Origin of the sequence: Streptomyces argenteolus (genome assembly GCF_042902585.1) — a bacterium.
GTDB lineage: Bacteria > Actinomycetota > Actinomycetes > Streptomycetales > Streptomycetaceae > Streptomyces > Streptomyces argenteolus.
This window is the reverse complement of record NZ_JBIBEG010000001.1, coordinates 1,158,821-1,178,684: the sequence shown is the minus strand read 5'-3', so window position 1 is coordinate 1,178,684 and position 19,864 is coordinate 1,158,821. Positions and strand designations below refer to the sequence as shown.

General features: G+C 69.8%; 16 protein-coding genes. 15 read left to right on the top strand and 1 reads right to left on the bottom strand.

The window, feature by feature from the left end; translation table 11 throughout:
- Window positions 1-214 precede the first annotated feature (214 nt).
- The 15 genes from ACFY8O_RS05300 (at window position 215) to recQ (ending at window position 18,354) form a co-directional block, all read left to right on the top strand.
- Complete coding sequence (locus ACFY8O_RS05300; RefSeq protein WP_387898984.1) at window positions 215-574, top strand: NADH-quinone oxidoreductase subunit A; 360 nt, start codon at window positions 215-217, stop codon at window positions 572-574.
- 18 nt (window positions 575-592) lie between these two features.
- On the top strand, window positions 593-1,147 hold the full coding sequence (locus tag ACFY8O_RS05295) for a NuoB/complex I 20 kDa subunit family protein (RefSeq protein ID WP_145804190.1): 555 nt from the start codon (window positions 593-595) through the stop codon (window positions 1,145-1,147).
- Complete coding sequence (locus tag ACFY8O_RS05290; RefSeq protein WP_387898980.1) at window positions 1,144-1,860, top strand: NADH-quinone oxidoreductase subunit C; 717 nt, start codon at window positions 1,144-1,146, stop codon at window positions 1,858-1,860. Before ACFY8O_RS05295 ends, ACFY8O_RS05290 begins: the two co-directional genes overlap by 4 nt.
- The gene (locus ACFY8O_RS05285; protein ID WP_145804186.1) at window positions 1,860-3,236 is read left to right on the top strand and encodes an NADH-quinone oxidoreductase subunit D; all 1,377 of its coding nucleotides are present in this window, start codon (window positions 1,860-1,862) and stop codon (window positions 3,234-3,236) included. The genes ACFY8O_RS05290 and ACFY8O_RS05285 overlap by 1 nt, the downstream gene beginning before the upstream one ends.
- A 29-nt stretch (window positions 3,237-3,265) precedes the next feature.
- Window positions 3,266-4,105, top strand: coding sequence for an NADH-quinone oxidoreductase subunit NuoE (gene nuoE / locus ACFY8O_RS05280; protein WP_145804839.1), 840 nt, complete (start codon window positions 3,266-3,268; stop codon window positions 4,103-4,105).
- Window positions 4,105-5,478: an NADH-quinone oxidoreductase subunit NuoF gene (gene nuoF / locus ACFY8O_RS05275; RefSeq protein ID WP_145804184.1), complete on the top strand. Its 1,374-nt coding sequence runs from the start codon at window positions 4,105-4,107 to the stop codon at window positions 5,476-5,478. The genes nuoE and nuoF overlap by 1 nt, the downstream gene beginning before the upstream one ends.
- Window positions 5,475-7,982, top strand: coding sequence for an NADH-quinone oxidoreductase subunit G (locus ACFY8O_RS05270; RefSeq protein ID WP_387898977.1), 2,508 nt, complete (start codon window positions 5,475-5,477; stop codon window positions 7,980-7,982). The genes nuoF and ACFY8O_RS05270 overlap by 4 nt, the downstream gene beginning before the upstream one ends.
- Complete coding sequence (nuoH, locus tag ACFY8O_RS05265; protein WP_387898975.1) at window positions 7,979-9,397, top strand: NADH-quinone oxidoreductase subunit NuoH; 1,419 nt, start codon at window positions 7,979-7,981, stop codon at window positions 9,395-9,397. The genes ACFY8O_RS05270 and nuoH overlap by 4 nt, the downstream gene beginning before the upstream one ends.
- Window positions 9,390-9,986: an NADH-quinone oxidoreductase subunit NuoI gene (nuoI, locus tag ACFY8O_RS05260; protein WP_145804178.1), complete on the top strand. Its 597-nt coding sequence runs from the start codon at window positions 9,390-9,392 to the stop codon at window positions 9,984-9,986. Before nuoH ends, nuoI begins: the two co-directional genes overlap by 8 nt.
- Window positions 9,983-10,816, top strand: coding sequence for an NADH-quinone oxidoreductase subunit J (locus ACFY8O_RS05255; RefSeq protein WP_387898972.1), 834 nt, complete (start codon window positions 9,983-9,985; stop codon window positions 10,814-10,816). Before nuoI ends, ACFY8O_RS05255 begins: the two co-directional genes overlap by 4 nt.
- Window positions 10,813-11,112, top strand: coding sequence for an NADH-quinone oxidoreductase subunit NuoK (nuoK, locus tag ACFY8O_RS05250; RefSeq protein WP_033297526.1), 300 nt, complete (start codon window positions 10,813-10,815; stop codon window positions 11,110-11,112). The genes ACFY8O_RS05255 and nuoK overlap by 4 nt, the downstream gene beginning before the upstream one ends.
- Before the next feature lie 12 nt (window positions 11,113-11,124).
- On the top strand, window positions 11,125-13,020 hold the full coding sequence (gene nuoL / locus ACFY8O_RS05245; RefSeq protein ID WP_387898969.1) for an NADH-quinone oxidoreductase subunit L: 1,896 nt from the start codon (window positions 11,125-11,127) through the stop codon (window positions 13,018-13,020).
- Between the two features lie 4 nt (window positions 13,021-13,024).
- Window positions 13,025-14,596, top strand: a complete 1,572-nt coding sequence (locus ACFY8O_RS05240) for an NADH-quinone oxidoreductase subunit M (protein ID WP_387898966.1) — start codon at window positions 13,025-13,027, stop codon at window positions 14,594-14,596.
- Entirely contained in the window at window positions 14,593-16,257 is a 1,665-nt protein-coding gene (gene nuoN / locus ACFY8O_RS05235; protein ID WP_387898963.1) for an NADH-quinone oxidoreductase subunit NuoN, read from the top strand. The genes ACFY8O_RS05240 and nuoN overlap by 4 nt, the downstream gene beginning before the upstream one ends.
- A gap of 123 nt (window positions 16,258-16,380) precedes the next feature.
- Entirely contained in the window at window positions 16,381-18,354 is a 1,974-nt protein-coding gene (recQ, locus tag ACFY8O_RS05230; protein ID WP_387898960.1) for a DNA helicase RecQ, read from the top strand.
- Window positions 18,355-18,604: 250 nt separating this feature from the next.
- On the opposite strand, the gene fahA is transcribed toward recQ, so the two are convergent.
- Window positions 18,605-19,834, bottom strand: coding sequence for a fumarylacetoacetase (gene fahA / locus ACFY8O_RS05225; RefSeq protein ID WP_387898957.1), 1,230 nt, complete (start codon window positions 19,832-19,834; stop codon window positions 18,605-18,607).
- Between the last annotated feature and the right edge of the window lie 30 nt (window positions 19,835-19,864).

Here is a 19,864-nt window from a genome sequence, read left to right as displayed (position 1 = left end):
GATCACCGCTCATCCGACTTCATGATCGTTCGTCAGGTGGTGGAGATCACAAAGACGTTGGCGTACCCCGTGTCGCAGATCACAGGACAGCAGGCATAGGATGCGGGGCAGTCGGGCTTGTGAACTGCCTCACATGTGCACGATCTTGATGAGGTGGCGAGCCGGTCGCCCGATGCGGTCCAACGGTCAAGGACGACTGGAAGGAGCGAGGAGCGTGAATGCCTACGCGCCCATCCTCGTGCTCGGCGCCCTCGGGGCAGTGTTTGCGATCTTCTCCGTGGTCATGGCCACGCTTATCGGCCCGAAGCGGTACAACCGAGCAAAGCTCGAAGCGTACGAGTGCGGCATCGAACCCACCCCCACTCCAGCCGGAGGCGGCCGTTTTCCCATCAAGTACTACCTGACGGCGATGCTGTTCATCGTCTTCGACATCGAGATCGTCTTCCTCTATCCCTGGGCGGTCACCTTCGACGCCCTGGGGATCTTCGGGCTCGTGGAGATGCTGCTCTTCGTGCTCACCGTCTTCGTCGCCTACGCGTATGTGTGGCGCCGCGGCGGCCTGGAATGGGACTGAGGGGCTGAGGGGCACACCATGGGACTCGAAGAGAAGCTGCCGAGCGGCTTTGTGCTGACCACTGTCGAGCAGGCCGCCGGCTGGGTGCGGAAGTCCTCCGTCTTCCCTGCCACCTTCGGCCTCGCCTGCTGCGCCATCGAGATGATGACGACCGGCGCCGGCCGGTACGACCTGGCCCGTTTCGGGATGGAGGTCTTCCGCGGATCACCGCGGCAGGCGGATCTGATGATCGTCGCGGGACGGGTCAGCCAGAAGATGGCGCCCGTTCTCCGGCAGGTCTACGACCAGATGCCGAGCCCCAAGTGGGTGATCTCCATGGGGGTTTGTGCGTCATCGGGTGGAATGTTCAACAATTACGCCATTGTTCAGGGTGTTGATCATATTGTCCCGGTCGACATCTATCTGCCGGGGTGCCCGCCGCGCCCCGAGATGCTGATCGACGCCATCCTCAAGCTCCACCAGAAGATCCAGGGCACCAAGCTCGGGGTCAACGCGGAGGAGGCCGCCCGCGAGGCGGAGGAGGCGGCCCTCAAGGCACTTCCCCTCATCGAGATGAAGGGGCTGCTGCGATGAGCGACGAACAGAACACCAACAGCGGCCAGGTGCCCACCCCGCGGGACGACTCCGGCGAGGTCATCGGCGTACGCAAGGGGATGTTCGGCGCCGACAACGGCGGCGACACCTCCGGCTACGGCGGACTCGTCCGCACGGTGACCCTGCCGGGAGCCACCTCGCGGCCGTACGGCGGCTGGTTCGACGAGGTGGCCGACGAGCTCGAAGGGGCCCTGGAGGAACAGGACCTCCTTCCCGGCAACGCCATCGAGAAGACGGTCGTCGACCGGGGCGAGCTCACCTTCTTCGTCGCGCGCGAGCACCTGGTCCAGGTCGCCCGCACCCTGCGCGACGACCCCGCCCTGCGCTTCGAACTCTGTACGGGCGTCAGCGGCGTCCACTACCTGGGGGACAAGGGGCGCGAGCTGCACGCGGTCTACCACCTGCGCTCGCTCACCCACGGCCGGCTGATCCGTCTGGAGGTGTCGGCCCCCGACAGCGACCCGCACATCCCGTCCCTCGTCGGGGTCTACCCCACCAACGACTGGCACGAGCGCGAGACCTACGACTTCTTCGGCCTGATCTTCGACGGGCACCCCGCCCTGACGCGGATCATGATGCCGGACGACTGGCAGGGCTTCCCGCAGCGCAAGGACTACCCGCTCGGCGGCATCGCCGTCGAGTACAAGGGCGCCCAGATCCCGGCTCCGGACCAGCGGAGGTCGTACAGCTGATGACCACGTCCCACTCCCACCCCTCGCCCGGCCACCAGACCTCATCGGGTCCCTCCGGCACGCCTCTCTCCGACCCCCGCGCCACGACCGAGGGGACTGTATATACAGTCACCGGCGGCGACTGGGACGAGGTCGTCGAGTCCGCCGCGAAGTCGGACGACGAACGCATCATCGTCAACATGGGTCCCCAGCATCCGTCCACCCACGGCGTGCTGCGGCTGATCCTGGAGATCGACGGTGAGACCGTCACCGAGGCCCGCTGCGGAATCGGCTACCTCCACACCGGCATCGAGAAGAACCTCGAATTCCGGAACTGGACGCAGGGCACCACCTTCGTCACCCGCATGGATTACCTGACCCCGTTCTTCAACGAGGCCGCGTACTGCCTCGGGGTCGAGAAGCTCCTCGGCATCGAGGACCAGATCCCGGACCGGGCCACCGTCCTGCGCGTGCTCCTGATGGAGCTCAACCGGATCTCCTCCCACCTGGTGTGCGTCGCCACCGGCGGCATGGAGCTCGGCGCGACGACGATCATGATCTACGGTTTCCGCGATCGTGAACTCGTTCTCGACCTCTTCGAGCTGATCACGGGACTCCGGATGAACCACGCGTTCATCCGGCCCGGTGGTCTCGCCCAGGACCTGCCCATGGGCGCGGTCGACCGGCTCCGCGACTTCGTGAAGACCATGAAGAAGAACCTGCCGGAGTACGACAAGCTCGCCACCGGCAACCCCATCTTCAAGGCACGCATGCAGGACGTCGGTTACCTCGACCTGACCGGCTGCATGGCGCTCGGCGCCACCGGCCCGATCCTCAGGTCCGCCGGGCTCCCGCACGACCTGCGCAAGAGCGACCCGTACTGCGGCTACGAGAACTACGAGTTCGACGTGCCCACCGCGGACAGCTGCGACGCCTACGGCCGCTTCCTCATCCGGCTCGAGGAGATGCGCCAGTCGCTCAGGATCGTCGAGCAGTGCCTGGACCGGCTGGAGCCGGGCCCGGTCATGGTCGAGGACAAGAAGATCGCCTGGCCCGCACAGCTCGCGCTGGGGCCCGACGGGCTCGGCAACTCCCTCGACCACATCAAGAAGATCATGGGCACCTCCATGGAGGCCCTGATCCACCACTTCAAGCTGGTGACCGAGGGCTTCCGGGTCCCGGCCGGGCAGGCGTACACCGCCCTGGAGTCGCCCAAGGGCGAACTCGGCGTGCACGTCGTCTCGGACGGCGGCACCCGGCCCTTCCGGGTGCACTTCCGCGACCCGTCCTTCACCAACCTCCAGGCCATGGCGGCGATGTGCGAGGGCGGCCAGGTCGCCGACGTCATCGTCGCCGTCGCGTCCATCGACCCCGTGATGGGAGGCGTCGACCGGTGACCGCAGCCAACCGAGAAGTCAGCCTGGGGATGCCGCAGCTCCCTGCCCCCGCCTACCCGGCCGAGGTGCTCGCCCGGCTGGAAGCGGACGCGAAGGAGGTGATCGCCCGCTACCCCGGCAGCCGTTCCGCGCTGCTGCCGCTGCTCCATCTGGTGCAGTCCGAGGAGGGATACGTCTCCCGCACGGGCATCGCCTTCTGCGCCGACCAGCTCGGCCTCACCACCGCCGAGGTCACCGCGGTCTCGACCTTCTACACGATGTACCGCCGCCGGCCCAGCGGTGACTACCAGGTCGGGGTCTGCACCAACACCCTGTGCGCGGTCATGGGCGGCGACGCCATCTTCGACCGCCTCAAGGAGCACCTGGGCGTCGGGAACGACGAGACCACCGAGGACGGCAAGGTCACCCTCGAACACATCGAGTGCAACGCGGCCTGCGACTTCGCGCCCGTCGTGATGGTGAACTGGGAGTTCTTCGACAACCAGACGCCGGAGAGCGCGACGCGTCTCGTCGACGACCTGATCGCCGGCCGGACCGTGGAGCCCACACGCGGAGCGCCGCTGTGCACCTACAAGGAGACGGCCCGCATCCTCGCCGGCTTCCCCGACCAGCGCCCCGGCGCCGTCGAGGCGAGCGGCGGAGCGGGGGCCGCCTCCCTGGTCGGGCTGAAGCTCGCCAGGGGCGAGGCCTCGCCGCACGCCCGCGTGGTCGGGCCGAGGGGCGAGCGGCCCCGGGACACGGCGCCCGAGGACGCGGCCCCGCACGATCCGTCGCCGACCGAGCACCTCAGCTCGCACGACGCACCGCAGCAGACATCGGCATCCGACCCGGAACACCCGGCCGGACCCGCAGCCGAGGAGGGGGAGTGATGACGTTGGCAGCCGAGATCGACAAGAACGGGACGAGCCCGGAGAAGCTCCTGGCCCCGGTCCTCTCCTCCTTCTGGGACGAGCCGGAGTCCTGGACGCTGGAGACCTACCGCCGGCACGACGGGTACGAGGGACTGCGCAAGGCGCTCGCCATGTCGCCCGACGACCTCATCGCGTACGTCAAGGACTCCGGTCTGCGCGGGCGTGGAGGCGCGGGCTTCCCCACCGGGATGAAGTGGCAGTTCATCCCGCAGGGCGACGGCAAGCCGCACTACCTGGTCGTCAACGCCGACGAGTCGGAGCCGGGCACCTGCAAGGACATCCCGCTCCTCTTCGCCAATCCCCACAGCCTCATCGAGGGCATCGTGATCGCCTGTTACGCGATCCGCTCCTCGCACGCCTTCATCTATCTGCGCGGCGAGGTCGTTCCCGTCCTGAGGCGGCTCCACGAGGCCGTGCGCGAGGCCTACGAGGCGGGTTACCTCGGGACGGACATCCTGGGGTCGGGGCTCGACCTCGAACTCACGGTGCACGCGGGCGCCGGCGCGTACATCTGCGGCGAGGAGACCGCACTCCTCGACTCGCTCGAAGGACGGCGTGGCCAGCCCCGGCTGCGGCCCCCCTTCCCCGCGGTCGCCGGTCTGTACGCCTGCCCCACCGTGGTGAACAACGTCGAGTCCATCGCCTCGGTTCCCGCGATCCTGAACAAGGGCAAGGACTGGTTCAAGTCGATGGGCAGCGAGAAGTCCCCGGGCTTCACGCTGTACTCGCTCAGCGGGCACGTCACCAGCCCCGGCCAGTACGAGGCCCCGCTCGGCATCACCCTGCGCCAGCTGCTCGACATGAGCGGCGGCATCCGGGAGGGGCACCGCCTCAAGTTCTGGACGCCCGGCGGTTCCTCCACCCCGATGTTCACCGACGAACACCTCGACGTCCCCCTGGACTACGAGGGCGTGGGCGCCGCCGGATCCATGCTCGGCACCAAGGCCCTGCAGTGCTTCGACGAGACCACCTGCGTCGTGCGGGCGGTCACCCGCTGGACCGAGTTCTACGCCCACGAGTCCTGCGGCAAGTGCACCCCCTGCCGCGAGGGCACCTACTGGCTCGTCCAGCTGCTCCGCGACATCGAGGCCGGCAAGGGGCAGATGGACGACCTCGACAAGCTCAACGACATCGCCGACAACATCAACGGCAAGTCGTTCTGCGCCCTCGGCGACGGTGCCGCATCGCCCATCTTCTCCTCGCTGAAGTACTTCCGCGAGGAGTACGAGCAGCACATCACCGGCAAGGGCTGCCCCTTCGATCCCGCCAGGTCGACCGTCTGGGCCGACGAAAAAGACGACAAGAACGCTCACCGGGGGGTGAACGCATGACAGTCACCACGAGTGCGCCCTCCGGGGGCGGCGAGGCGGCCGTTCCGCCCGAGGACCTCGTCACGCTCACGATCGACGGCATCGAGATCAGCGTGCCCAAGGGCACCCTCGTCATCCGCGCCGCCGAACTCCTCGGCATCGAGATCCCGCGCTTCTGCGACCACCCGCTCCTCGACCCGGCCGGCGCCTGCCGACAGTGCATCGTCGAGGTCGAGGGCCAGCGCAAGCCGATGGCGTCCTGCACCATCACGTGCACCGACGGCATGGTCGTGAAGTCGCAGATCACCTCGCCCGTCGCGGAGAAGGCCCAGAAGGGGGTGATGGAGCTCCTGCTCATCAACCACCCGCTGGACTGCCCGGTCTGCGACAAGGGCGGCGAGTGCCCCCTGCAGAACCAGGCGATGTCGCACGGCGGCGCGGAATCCCGCTTCGACGGGAAGAAGCGCACCTTCGAGAAGCCCGTCCCCATCTCCACCCAGGTGCTGCTGGACCGTGAGCGGTGCGTGCTCTGCGCGCGGTGCACCCGGTTCTCCAACCAGGTGGCGGGCGACCCGATGATCGAGCTGCTCGAGCGCGGCGCGCTCCAGCAGGTCGGTACGGGCGAGGGCGACCCCTTCGAGTCGTACTTCTCCGGCAACACCATCCAGATCTGTCCCGTCGGGGCGCTCACCTCGGCGGCGTACCGCTTCCGCTCCCGGCCCTTCGACCTGGTCTCCTCGCCCTCGGTGTGCGAGCACTGCGCCGGCGGCTGCGCCACCCGCACCGACCACCGGCGCGGCAAGGTCATGCGGCGGCTCGCCGCCAACGACCCCGAGGTCAACGAGGAGTGGGTCTGCGACAAGGGCCGCTTCGGCTTCCGGTACGCCCAGCAGCGCGACCGGCTCACCACGCCGCTCGTGCGCTCCGCGGACGGGGTGCTGGAACCGGCGAGCTGGCCCGAGGCGCTGGAGGCGGCAGCCGCAGGGCTCTCTGCGGCCCGCGGCAGGACGGGCGTGCTCACCGGCGGCCGGCTGACCGTCGAGGACGCCTACGCGTACAGCAAGTTCGCGCGGGTGGCCCTCGACACCAACGACATCGACTTCCGGGCCCGGGTCCACAGCGGTGAGGAGGCCGACTTCCTGGCCGCCCGTGTGGCCGGGCGGGGACGCGACCTGGACGGCAGCGGGGTCACGTACACCTCGCTGGAGAAGGCGCCGGCGGTCCTCCTGGCGGGCTTCGAGTCCGAGGAGGAGGCGCCCGGCGTCTTCCTGCGGCTCCGCAAGGCCCACCGCAAGCACGGGCAGCGGACGTTCGCGCTCGCCTCGCACGCCAGCCGGGGTCTGGAGAAGGCGGGCGGCACCCTGCTCCCCGCCGCACCGGGCACCGAGACCGAATGGCTGGACGCGCTCGCGGGCGGTGTCGGCCTGGACGGCGACGGGGCCGTGGCGGCCGAGGCGCTGCGCGGCGAGGGCGCCGTGATCGTGGTGGGGGAGCGGCTCGCCGCAGTACGCGGCGCACTCACCGCCGCGCTGCGCACCGCCGCCGCCACCGGCGCCGCGCTGGTGTGGATCCCGCGCCGGGCCGGCGAACGCGGCGCGTTGGAGGCGGGCGCGCTCCCGTCGGTGCTGCCGGGTGGCCGTCCCGCGACGGACCCACGGGCCAGGCAGGAGGTGGCCTCCGTCTGGGGCGTCGCCGAGCTGCCCTCGCGCTTCGGTCGTGACACCGGCCAGATCGTGGAGGCCGCCGCCACCGGCGAGCTGGGCGCACTGCTGGTCGCGGGGGTCGACCCCGAGGACCTGCCCGACCCCGCCCGGGCGCTTCAGGCCCTGGACGAGGTCGGATTCCTCGTCTCGCTGGAGCTGCGCCCCGGAGCCGTCACCGAGCGCGCCGACGTGGTCCTCCCCGTCGCCGCCGTCCCGGAGAAGCCCGGCACCTTCCTCAACTGGGAGGGCAGGGCCCGGATGTTCGAGGCCGCGCTCAAGCCCGAGCAGCTGCCGAGGACGCTCTGCCCGACCGACGCTCGGGTGCTGCACATGCTCGCCGACGCCCTCGGCGTCTCGCTCGCCCTGCCCGATCTGAAGGCCGCGCGCCGCGAACTCGACCGCCTCGGCGGCCGGGAGGGCGGCCACGCCCAGGACCCGCGGGCGACGTCCCGGCCGGTGCCCCGGCCCGGCGACGGCGAGGCGGTCCTCGCGGGCCACCGGATGCTGCTCGACCGCGGCCGGCTCCAGGAGGGCGACGAGGCGCTGGCCGGTACAAGGCACGCGGCCGTCGCCCGGCTCTCCCCGGCCACCGCCGCCGAGTCCGGGGTCAAGGACGGCGATCTGCTGGCCGTCACCGGACCCGCGGGCTCCACCGAACTGCCGCTCGTGGTCACCGACATGCCGGACCGGGTGGTGTGGGTGCCGCTCAACTCCGTCGGGCGGGGCGTCCCCGCCGACACCGGCGTCCAGCCGGGCGGACTCGTCCGGATCGGCCCCGCGGCCCCGGGCTCCCACGTCGTGACATCGGAGGTAGGAGAGTGACCGGCCTCGCCCAACTCGCCGCGGCACCGCACAGCGCCGTCCTCGCGGCCGAGGACCTCTCGATGTTCGGCACGGACCCCTGGTGGCTCGTGGTCGTCAAGGCGGTGTTCTGCTTCGCGTTCCTGATGGTGACCGTGCTCTTCTCCATCGTGTGGGAGCGCAAGGTCGTCGCCTGGATGCAGCTGCGCATCGGCCCCAACCGGCACGGACCCTGGGGCATGCTCCAGTCGCTCGCCGACGGCGTCAAGCTGATGCTGAAGGAGGACGTCGTCGTCAAGCGGGCCGACAAGGTCGTCTACGTCCTGGCCCCGATCGTCGCCGCCGCACCGGCGTTCATGGCGATCGCGGTGATCCCGTTCGGCCCGGCCGGCAACGAGGTCTCGATCTTCGGGCACCGCACGACGATGCAGCTGACCGACCTGCCGATCGCGATGCTGTACATCCTCGCGGTGGCCTCGGTCGGCATCTACGGCATCGTGCTGGCCGGCTGGTCCTCCGGATCGACGTACCCGCTGCTCGGCGGTCTGCGCTCGTGCGCCCAGATGATCAGCTACGAGATCGCCATGGGCGCCGCGTTCGCCTCGGTGTTCCTCTACTCCGGGTCGATGTCCACGTCGGAGATCGTGGCGGCGCAGGAGGACCGCTGGTTCATCCTGCTGCTGCCGGTCTCCTTCATCATCTACATCGTCACGATGGTCGGCGAGACCAACCGCGCCCCGTTCGACATGCCGGAGTCCGAGGGCGACCTCGTCGGCGGCTTCAACACCGAGTACTCGTCGATCAAGTTCGCGATGTTCATGCTCGCCGAGTACGTGAACATGGTCACCGTCTCCGCGGTCTCCGTGACCCTCTTCCTCGGCGGCTGGCGGGCTCCGTACCCGGTCAGCACCTTCTGGGAGGGCGCGAACCACGGCTGGTGGCCGATGCTCTGGTTCGTCCTCAAGGTGCAGCTGCTCCTCTTCTTCTTCATCTGGCTGCGCGGCACGCTTCCCCGCGTCCGCTACGACCAGCTGATGAAGCTCGGCTGGAAGGTCCTGATCCCGGTCTCCGTGGTCTGGCTGATGATGGTCGCCACCGTGCGGGCGCTGAACAACGAGGGTTACGACTTCTCGCAGATCCTGCTGTACGTCGCCGGAGCCGTCATCGCGGTGCTGCTGCTCTCCTTCGTCGCCGACGTCTTCAGGGACCGCAAGGCGAAGGCCGCCGAGGAGGCGGCCGGGCCCGAGCCGGCCTTCGACCCGATGGCGGGCGGATATCCCGTGCCGCCGCTGCCCGGCCAGACCCTGCCGCCGGTGCCGCGCCGCAGGCCGCGACGCGAGCGGGAGCTCGTTGTCAGTGGCGGACCGGATACTCAGAGTGACGACCCGGCGACCGCCGGAAGTGCGAGTGACGGAAGGGAGGCCGACGATGTCTGAGTCCTCAGAGCCCTCAGGGGAGAAGTTCCAGAATCCTGTGGCCGGCTTCGGCGTGACCTTCAAGGCCATGTTCAAGAAGCGGCTGACGGAGCAGTACCCGGAGACGCAGAAGGTGACGGCGCCGCGCTTCCACGGGCGCCACCAGCTCAACCGACACCCGGACGGGCTGGAGAAGTGCGTCGGCTGCGAGCTGTGCGCCTGGGCGTGCCCGGCGGACGCTATCTACGTCGAGGGCGCGGACAACACCGACGAGGAGCGCTACTCCCCGGGGGAGCGCTACGGCCGGGTCTACCAGATCAACTACGCGCGCTGCATCCTGTGCGGGCTCTGCATCGAGGCGTGCCCCACCCGGGCACTGACCATGACGAATCAGTTCGAGCTCGCCAACACCACGCGCGAGAGCCTCATCTACACCAAGGACGAGCTGCTCGCGGGGCTGGAGGAAGGCATGGTCGACAGCCCGCACGCGATCTACCCGGGCATGGACGAACAGGACTACTACCGGGGCCTGGTGACCCAGGCCGCACCCGGCACGGAGCGCCAGACCGCCGTGTCCAAGGGAGAAGCGGACACGGAGGTGGACGCATGACCCCCGCCCTGGCCGCCGCCACCGCCACGTCGACCGGCGAGGCCGTGCAGTTCTGGCTGCTCGGTTCGGTCGCCGTCATCGGCGCGCTCTCCACCGTCCTGATGAAGAAGGCGGTGCACAGCGCGCTGTCGCTGGCCGGCACGATGATCGTGCTGGCCGTCTTCTACCTCGCCAACGGCGCGTACTTCCTCGGCATCGTCCAGATCGTCGTCTACACCGGCGCGATCATGATGCTGTTCCTCTTCGTGGTCATGCTCGTCGGCGTCACCGCGGCGGACTCCCTGAAGGAGACCCTGAAGGGACAGCGCTGGCTGGCCGCCGCCTGCGGTCTCGGCTTCGGTGTCCTGCTGATCGCGGGGATCGGGCAGGCCTCGCTGCGGACCTTCAACGGTCTCGGCACGGCGAACGCCCGGCACGGCGGAAACGTCGAAGGCCTCGCCAACCTCATCTTCACCAAGTACGTCTTCGCGTTCGAGATCACCGGCGCCCTGCTGATCACGGCGACCGTGGGCGCGATGCTGCTCACGCACCGCGAGCGCACCGAACGCGCCAAGACCCAGCGGGAGCTCTCCCGGGAGCGGGTGCGCAGCAGCCACGTACCGCCGCTGCCGGCCCCCGGCGTCTACGCCCGGCACAACGCCGTGGACATCGCCGGACTGCTCCCGGACGGCACGCCGTCCGAGCTCACCGTCATGCAGACGCTGCGCCGGCGCGGCCAGATCCGCGACGTGTCCAGCGAATCGCTCGCCCAACTCAAGGCGCTGGAACAGCGGTCCGGGGAGCGGCTCGGCCGTGACGCGGCAGAGGAAGAGGAGGAGGTCGCCAAGTGAATCCGGTCAACTACCTCTACCTCGCGGCCCTTTTGTTCACGATCGGCGCCTCCGGCGTGCTGATCAGGCGGAACGCGATCGTGGTGTTCATGTGCATCGAGCTGATGCTCAACGCCTGCAACCTCGCGCTCGTCGCGTTCTCCCGGATGCACGGCAATCTCGACGGCCAGATCATCGCCTTCTTCACGATGGTCGTCGCCGCCGCCGAGGTCGTCATCGGGCTCGCGATCATCGTGTCGCTGTTCCGCTCCCGCCACTCGGCCTCGGTCGACGACGCCAGCCTGATGAAGCTGTAAGGGGTCGGAATCGTGGAAAACCTGATTGCGCTGCTGGTCGCGGCGCCCCTGCTCGGAGCGGCGGTCCTGCTCTGCGGCGGCCGTCGGCTCGACCGGACCGGACACTGGATCGGCACGGTGCTCGCCGCCGCCTCCTTCGCCGTCGGCGTCGTGCTGTTCACCGACATGCTGGGCAAGGGCGCCGAGGACCGCGCCCTGCACCAGAAGCTGTTCAGCTGGATCCCCGTCGAGGGGTTCCAGGCCGACGTGGCCTTCCAGCTCGACCAGTTGTCGATGACGTTCGTCCTGCTGATCACGGGTGTGGGCACGCTGATCCACATCTACTCCATCGGTTACATGGAGCACGACGAGCGCAGGCGCCGCTTCTTCGGCTATCTGAACCTCTTCCTCGCGGCGATGCTCCTGCTGGTCATCGCCGACAACTACCTGCTGCTGTACGTCGGGTGGGAGGGCGTCGGCCTGGCGTCGTACCTGCTGATCGGCTTCTGGCAGCACAAGCCCAGCGCGGCCACGGCCGCCAAGAAGGCCTTCCTGGTCAACCGCGTCGGCGACATGGGCCTGTCCATCGCGATCATGCTGATGTTCACCACCTTCGGGACCTTCGCCTTCGGGCCGGTGCTGGAGGCGACCGGGGAGACCGGCGAGGGCAAGCTCACCGCGATCGGCCTGATGCTGCTCCTCGCGGCCTGCGGCAAGTCGGCCCAGGTCCCGCTGCAGTCCTGGCTCGGTGACGCGATGGAGGGCCCGACCCCGGTCTCGGCCCTCATCCACGCGGCCACCATGGTGACCGCGGGCGTCTACCTCATCGTCCGCTCGGGCGCGATCTTCAACGCCGCGCCCGACGCGCAGCTGGTCGTCGTGGTCGTCGGCGCCGTCACGCTCCTGTTCGGTGCCATCGTCGGTTGCGCCAAGGACGACATCAAGAAGGCCCTCGCCGGGTCGACGATGTCGCAGATCGGCTACATGATCCTCGCCGCGGGCCTCGGCCCCATCGGCTACGTCTTCGCGATCATGCACCTGGTGACGCACGGCTTCTTCAAGGCCGGGCTCTTCCTCGGCGCCGGTTCGGTCATGCACGGCATGAACGACGAGGTGGACATGCGGAAGTACGGCGGCCTGCGGACGTACATGCCGGTCACCTTCGTCACCTTCGGCCTCGGTTACCTCGCGATCATCGGCTTCCCCGGCCTGTCCGGCTTCTTCTCCAAGGACATGATCATCGAGGCGGCCTTCGCCAAGGGCGGCACCGAGGGCTGGATCCTCGGGTCGGTCACCCTGCTGGGCGCCGCGATCACCGCGTTCTACATGACGCGCGTGATGCTGCTGACGTTCTTCGGCGAGAAGCGCTGGCAGCCGGACGCCGAGGGCCACGAGCCGCACCCGCACGAGTCACCGAAGTCCATGACCATCCCGATGATCGTGCTGGCCTTCGGGTCGGTCTTCGCCGGAGGCTTCTTCTCCATCGGCGACCGCTTCATGCACTGGCTGGAGCCGGTCACCGGGCACGAGCACGGACACGCCCCGGTCAGCGCCACCACCGTCACCGCCGCCACCATGGTGGTGCTCGTCATCGGTGTCGCCATCGCCTGGGCGATGTACGGGCGCAAGCCCGTCCCCGCCGTCGCCCCGCGCGGCTCCCTGCTCACCAGGGCGGCCCGCCGGGACCTCCTCCAGGACGACTTCAACCACGTGGTCCTGGTCCGCGGCGGCGAACACCTCACCCGCTCCCTGGTCTATGTCGACCACACCCTGGTCGACGGCGTCGTCAACGGCACGGCCGCGACGATGGGCGGGCTCTCCGGCCGGCTGCGCAAGCTGCAGAACGGCTACGCCCGCTCCTACGCGGTCTCGATGTTCGGCGGTGCGGCGGTCCTCATCGCCGCGACCCTGCTGATGAGGGCGGTCTGATCCCATGTCCTTTCCCCTGCTGACAGCGACGGCGGCGCTCCCGGCGATCGGCGCGATCGCCACCGCGGCGGTCCCGGCCGCCCGGCGCACCGCGGCCAAGTGGCTCGCGCTGGCCGTATCGCTGGCCACGCTCGTCCTGGCCGGCATCGTGTTCGCCCGCTTCGAGCCCGGCGGCGAGCGCTACCAGCTCACCGAGTCGCACGCCTGGATCAAGGACTTCGGCGTCCGCTACGAACTGGGCGTCGACGGCATCGGGGTGGCGCTCCTGGCGCTCACCGCGCTGCTGATCCCCTTCGTCATCCTGGCGGGCTGGCACGACGCCGACCCCCTGGAGACCAACTCGAGCCGGTGGCGGCCGACCCAGGGCTTCTTCGCCCTGATCCTGATGGTCGAAGCGATGGTGATCCTGTCCTTCGTGGCCACCGACGTCTTCCTCTTCTACATCCTCTTCGAAGCCATGCTCATCCCGATGTACTTCCTCATCGGCGGCTTCGGGGACCGGGCCCATACGGGCAGCGACGAGAACGCCGCGGCGCAGCGCAGCTACGCCGCGGTGAAGTTCCTCCTCTACAACCTGGCCGGCGGGCTCATCATGCTGGCCGCCGTCATCGGGCTCTACGTCGTCGCGGGGAGCTTCTCGCTCTCCGAGATCGCCGAGGCACGGGCCAACGGCTCGCTGGACATGGCGAGCTCCACCGAGCGGTGGCTGTTCCTCGGGTTCTTCTTCGCCTTCGCGGTGAAGGCCCCGCTCTGGCCGCTGCACACGTGGCTCCCCAACGCGATGGGGGAGGCGACCACCCCGGTAGCCGTCCTCATCACCGCGGTCGTCGACAAGGTCGGCACGTTCGCGATGCTGCGCTTCTGCCTCCAGCTCTTCCCGGAGGCCAGCAAGTGGGCGACGCCGGTGATCCTCGTCCTGGCGCTGATCTCCATCATCTACGGCGCCCTGCTCGCCGTGGGCCAGCGCGACATCAAGCGGCTGATCGCCTACGCGTCGATCTCGCACTTCGGCTTCATCGTGCTCGGGATCTTCGCGATGACCAGTCAGGGACAGTCGGGTGCCACGCTCTACATGGTCAACCACGGCATCTCGACGGCCGCGCTGATGCTGGTCGCCGGATTCCTGATCACACGGCGGGGCTCGCGTCTCATCGCCGACTACGGCGGGGTCCAGAAGGTGGCGCCCCTGCTGGCGGGGACCTTCCTGATCGGCGGTCTGGCCACCCTCTCACTGCCCGGACTCGCCCCGTTCGTCAGTGAGTTCCTGGTCCTGGTCGGCGCGTTCAGCGCGTACCCGGTGGTCGGCATCATCGCGACCGTCGGCATCGTGCTCGCGGCCCTCTACGTCCTGGTCCTCTACCAGCGGACGATGACGGGGCCGGTCAGGGAGGGGATCGGGGACATGCCCGACCTCAAGGTCCGTGAGCTCGCGGTGGCGCTCCCGCTGATCGCCGTGCTGATCTTCCTGGGCGTCTTCCCGAAGCCGCTCACCGAGGTCGTCAACCCCGCGGTCCAGCACACCATGCACGACGTACAGAAGCAGGACCCCCAGCCCGAGGTGGAGGCCGCCAAGTGAGCGCAACAGCTGTCCACAGCCTGTGGACGACGGCGGGCGAGGTGACATCGGCCGCCGCGGGGGACAGGTTCACCGCACCGGACATCGAGTACGCCCAGCTCGCCCCTGTCCTGATCGTGGTCGGCGCCGCCGTCCTCGGCGTCCTGGTGGAGGCCTTCCTCCCGCGCCGGGCGCGCTACACCACGCAGGTGTTCCTCACGGTCGTCGCCCTCGCCGCCGCGTTCGCCGCGGTGGTGGGGCTCGCCGCCGACGGTTACGCCGCGAAGAGCGCGCACGTCGCCGCCATGGGCGCCATCGCCGTCGACGGACCGGCCCTGTTCCTCCAGGGCACCATCCTGCTCGTCTCGATGATCTCCGTGTTCACGTTCGCCGAGCGCCGTCTCGACCCGGTCTCCCACGGCAACCGCGTGGACTCCTTCGCCGCACAGGCCGGAGCGGTCCCCGGCAGCGACGGGGAGAAGGCCGCCGTCAAGGCCGGCTTCACCACGACGGAGGTCTTCCCGCTGGCCCTCTTCGCCGTGGCGGGCATGCTCGTCTTCCCCGCGGCGAACGACCTGCTGACCCTGTTCGTCGCGCTGGAGGTCTTCTCCCTCCCGCTCTACCTCCTGTGCGCCCTGGCCCGCCGCAAGCGGCTGATGTCGCAGGAAGCCGCGGTGAAGTACTTCCTGCTGGGTTCGTTCTCCTCGGCGTTCCTCCTCTTCGGGATCGCCCTGCTCTACGGATACGCGGGCACCGTCTCGTACGCCGGCATCGCCAACGTCGTGGACGGCACGGTCCAGGAGATCGACCCCGCGCTCGCGGACACCATGGGCAACGACGCGCTGCTGCTGATCGGCGGCGCGATGATCCTCATGGGCCTGCTGTTCAAGGTCGGCGCGGTGCCGTTCCACATGTGGACCCCGGACGTCTACCAGGGCGCCCCGACCCCGGTCACCGGCTTCATGGCCGCCGCGACGAAGGTGGCCGCGTTCGGCGCGCTGCTGCGCCTGCTCTACGTCGTGCTGCCCGGCCTCACCTGGGACCTGCGTCCCGTCATGTGGGGCGTCGCGATCGTCACGATGCTGGGCGGGGCGATCGTGGCGATCACCCAGACGGACATCAAGCGGCTCCTGGCCTACTCCTCGATCGCGCACGCCGGCTTCATCCTCGCCGGTGTGATCGCGGCCAGCCCCGACGGTGTCTCCTCGGTCCTCTTCTACCTCGGCGTGTACTCCTTCGTGACCGTCGGCGCCTTCGCCGTCGTCACGCTGGTACGCGACGCGGGCGGCGAGGCCACCCACCTGTCGAAGTGGGCCGGCCTCGGCCGGCGCTCCCCGCTGACCGCGGCGGTCTTCGCCGTGTTCCTGCTGTCCTTCGCCGGCATCCCGCTCACCTCGGGCTTCTCCGGCAAGTTCGCCGTCTTCAAGGCGGCGGCGGACAGCGGAGCCGGCGGCCTCGTCGTGGTCGGTGTGATCTCGTCGGCCATCGCCGCGTTCTTCTACATCCGGGTCATCGTCCTGATGTTCTTCAGCGAGCCGAAGGCGGACGGCCCCACGGTCGCCGTCCCCTCCCCGCTGACCATGACCACGATCGCCGTCGGGGTCGCCGTGACCCTGGTGCTGGGCCTCGCCCCGCAGTACTTCCTCGACCTGGCGAGCCAGGCGGGCGTGTTCGTGCGGTGACGCACGGCAGCACCACGACGACGCCGGACGGGCCCTGGAAGTCAAGCCCGTCCGGCGTTGTCGTAGGGGGCGCCTATGGTTGCAGTGGACGGGTGCGGCGGTACGGAACGGAGCGGGCGGACGATGAGTGTGACGACCGAGAGCGCTGCGCAGCAGACGCTGCACCGGGTGTTCGGGTACGAGGCGTTCCGCGGCGAGCAGGGCGCGGTGATCGAGCACGTCGTCGGGGGCGGCGACGCGGTCGTGCTCATGCCCACCGGCGGCGGCAAGTCCCTCTGCTACCAGATCCCCGCCCTGGTCAGGCCCGGCACCGGCATCGTCGTCTCCCCTCTGATCGCGCTCATGCAGGACCAGGTGGACGCCCTGCGCGCCCTCGGTGTCCGCGCGGGCTTCATGAACTCCACCCAGGACTTCGACGAGCGCCGCTCGATGGAGGCCCAGTACCTCGCGGGTGAGCTCGACGTGCTGTACCTGGCCCCGGAGCGGCTGCGTCTCGACTCGACGCTCTCGCTGCTGGCCCGCGGTGAGATCTCCGTCTTCGCCATCGACGAGGCGCACTGTGTCGCCCAGTGGGGCCACGACTTCCGCCCCGACTACCTGGCCCTGTCGGTGCTGGGCGAGCGCTGGCCCGACGTGCCCCGCATCGCGCTGACGGCCACGGCGACCGACGCGACCCACCGGGAGATCACCCAGCGGCTGGGCATGCCCGAGGCCAGGCACTTCGTGGCCAGCTTCGACCGTCCCAACATCCAGTACCGCATCGTGGGGAAGTCCGACCCGAAGAAGCAGCTGCTCACCTTCCTCAAGGAGGAGCACGCGGGGGACGCCGGCATCGTCTACTGCCTCTCGCGCAACTCCACGGAGAAGACCGCCGAGTACCTCTGCCGCAACGGCATCGAGGCCGTGCCGTACCACGCGGGTCTGGACGCCGGGACGCGCGCCGCCCACCAGGCGCGCTTCCTGCGCGAGGAGGGCCTCGTCGTCGTGGCGACGATCGCCTTCGGCATGGGCATCGACAAGCCCGACGTGCGCTTCGTCGCCCACCTCGACCTGCCGAAGTCCGTCGAGGGCTACTACCAGGAGACGGGCCGTGCCGGGCGTGACGGTGCGCCGTCCACGGCCTGGATGGCGTACGGACTCCAGGACGTCGTCCAGCAGCGCAAGCTGATCCAGAGCGGGGAGGGCGACGAGGCCTTCCGGCGCCGGGCGGCCTCGCACCTCGATTCCATGCTGGCGCTCTGCGAGACCGTGCAGTGCCGCCGCGCCCAGCTCCTGACGTACTTCGGCCAGGAACCCGGCGAGCAGACCTGCGGCAACTGCGACACCTGCCTCACCCCGCCCGAGACCTGGGACGGCACGGTGGTCGCCCAGAAGCTGCTGTCCACCGTGGTCCGGCTGAAGCGCGAGCGGAACCAGAAGTTCGGGGCCGGTCAGATCATCGACATCCTGCTGGGCCGCAAGACGGCCAAGACGATCCAGTTCGACCACGACCAACTCTCGGTCTTCGGTATCGGCGAGGAGCTGTCCGAGGCCGAGTGGCGGGGTGTCGTGCGCCAGCTGCTGGCCCAGGGACTGCTGGCCGTCGAGGGCGAGTACGGCACGCTGGTGCTCACGCAGGAGAGCGGCTCCGTGCTCGGCCGGGAGCGCGAGGTGATGCTCCGCAAGGAGCCGAAGCGCCCCACGTCCCGGTCGTCCTCCGGCGGCGAGCGCAAGGGCAAGGCCGCCGTGGCGGCCGACCTGCCGGCCGAGGCCGTCCCGGTCTTCGAGGCCCTGCGCGCCTGGCGCGGCGCCCAGGCCAAGGAGCTGGGCCTCCCGGCGTACGTGATCTTCCACGACGCGACCCTGCGGGAGATCGCGACCCTGCGCCCCGGGTCGCTCGCGGAGCTCGGCGGGGTCAGCGGCCTCGGCGAGAAGAAGCTGGCGACGTACGGCGAAGGCGTGCTGGAGGTGCTGGCGGGGCTGGGGGACATGGAACCGTCCGCCGCTCCGGATACGGCAGCGGCCCCCGCACCGGCCTCGGTGCCGGCGGCCCGGCCGGCCACGCAGGAATCGGACCCGGAGTTCGGCTGGGACGAGGAGCCGCCGGAGTTCGACTGATCCTCGGGTGATCCCAGGGCGGGGCCGGTATCCCGGCCCTACTCCTCGGCCCTACTCCTCGGTCGTCGCCCGGGCCGCCACTGCCAGCGCTGCGCCGGCGCCCCGCACCGGGAGCCCCGGCTCCGCCAGGACGGCCCGGCTCCGCCAGGACGGCCCCGGCGACGCCGTACTCCCGGAGCGGTACGGCTTCCCGCGGACGGGATCCAGGGCGAGCAGCGGCGACCCTCGGGGGGCGTCGGCGCCGGGTCGCTCACGGCGAGGCGACGATCCGTCCGGTGACCTCCCCGAGCCCGACCCGGGTTCCGTGCGGACCAGGTGCCCAGGCGGTCAGGGTGACGGTGTCCCCGTCCTCCAGGAACGTCCGCTTGCCCTCGGGCAGGTCCAGCGGATCGCGACCGTTCCAGGTGAGCTCCAGCAGGGAGCCCCGCTGCCCGGGCTCGGCGCCGCTGACCGTCCCCGAGCCGTACAGGTCACCGGTGCGCAGCGAGGCGCCGTTGACGGTCATCTGGGCCAGTTGCTGCGCCGCCGTCCAGTACATGGAGGAGAACGGCGGTTCGGACACCACCTGGCCGTTGATCGCGACCGAGATCCGGATGTCGAAGCCGCCCAGCTCCTCGTCCTCCGCGTCGTCGAGATACGGCAGCAGTGCGAAGTCCCGGGCGGGTGGTGCCGTACGGGCCGCGTCCAGGGCCTCCAGCGGAGTCACCCACGCCGAGACGGAGGTGGCGAAGGACTTGCCCAGGAAGGGGCCGAGCGGCACGTACTCCCACGCCTGGATGTCGCGCGCCGACCAGTCGTTGAGCAGCGAGAGCCCGAAGACGTGGTCCCTGAAGTCGCCGAGCGCCACGGGGACGCCCTGGTCCGAGGGGACGCCGACGACGAAGCCGACCTCGGCCTCGATGTCCAGCTTGGCCGAGGGGCCGAACACGGGGACCGGATCGGAAGGTGCCTTGCGCTGCCCGGAGGGGCGCACCACGTCCGTGCCGGAGACGACGACGGTGCCGGACCGGCCGTGGTAGCCGATGGGCAGGTGCTTCCAGTTGGGTGTGAGGGCCGCGCCATCGGGACGGAAGATCTTCCCCACGTTGGTGGCGTGGTGCTCGCTGGCGTAGAAGTCGACGTAGTCGGCGACCTCGTACGGCAGGTGCAGGGTCACCCCGTCGAGCGGATACAGCAGGGGCTCCATGTCGGCGCGGTGCGCCGGGACGGTCACCCAGGCCGTCAGGGCCCGCCGCACGTCCCGCCACGCGGTCCGTCCCGCCGCCAGGAGCGGCATGAGGCTCGGCTGCGCCAGCAGCCGGGCGTACGGCGAGCCGAGCGCGTGCGCCGCCGCTCCCGCGTCCAGTACATGACCGCCGACGCGGACGCCGACCCTGCGCTCCTGCGGGTGCCCAGGGGTGGAGAACACGCCGTACGGGAGATTGTGCGGGCCGAAGGGATCACCCTCGGCCAGATCGAGCGGACTGCTCTGCTCGGGCATCTGTCGCTGCCCCTTTCCAGTGGCTTGAGG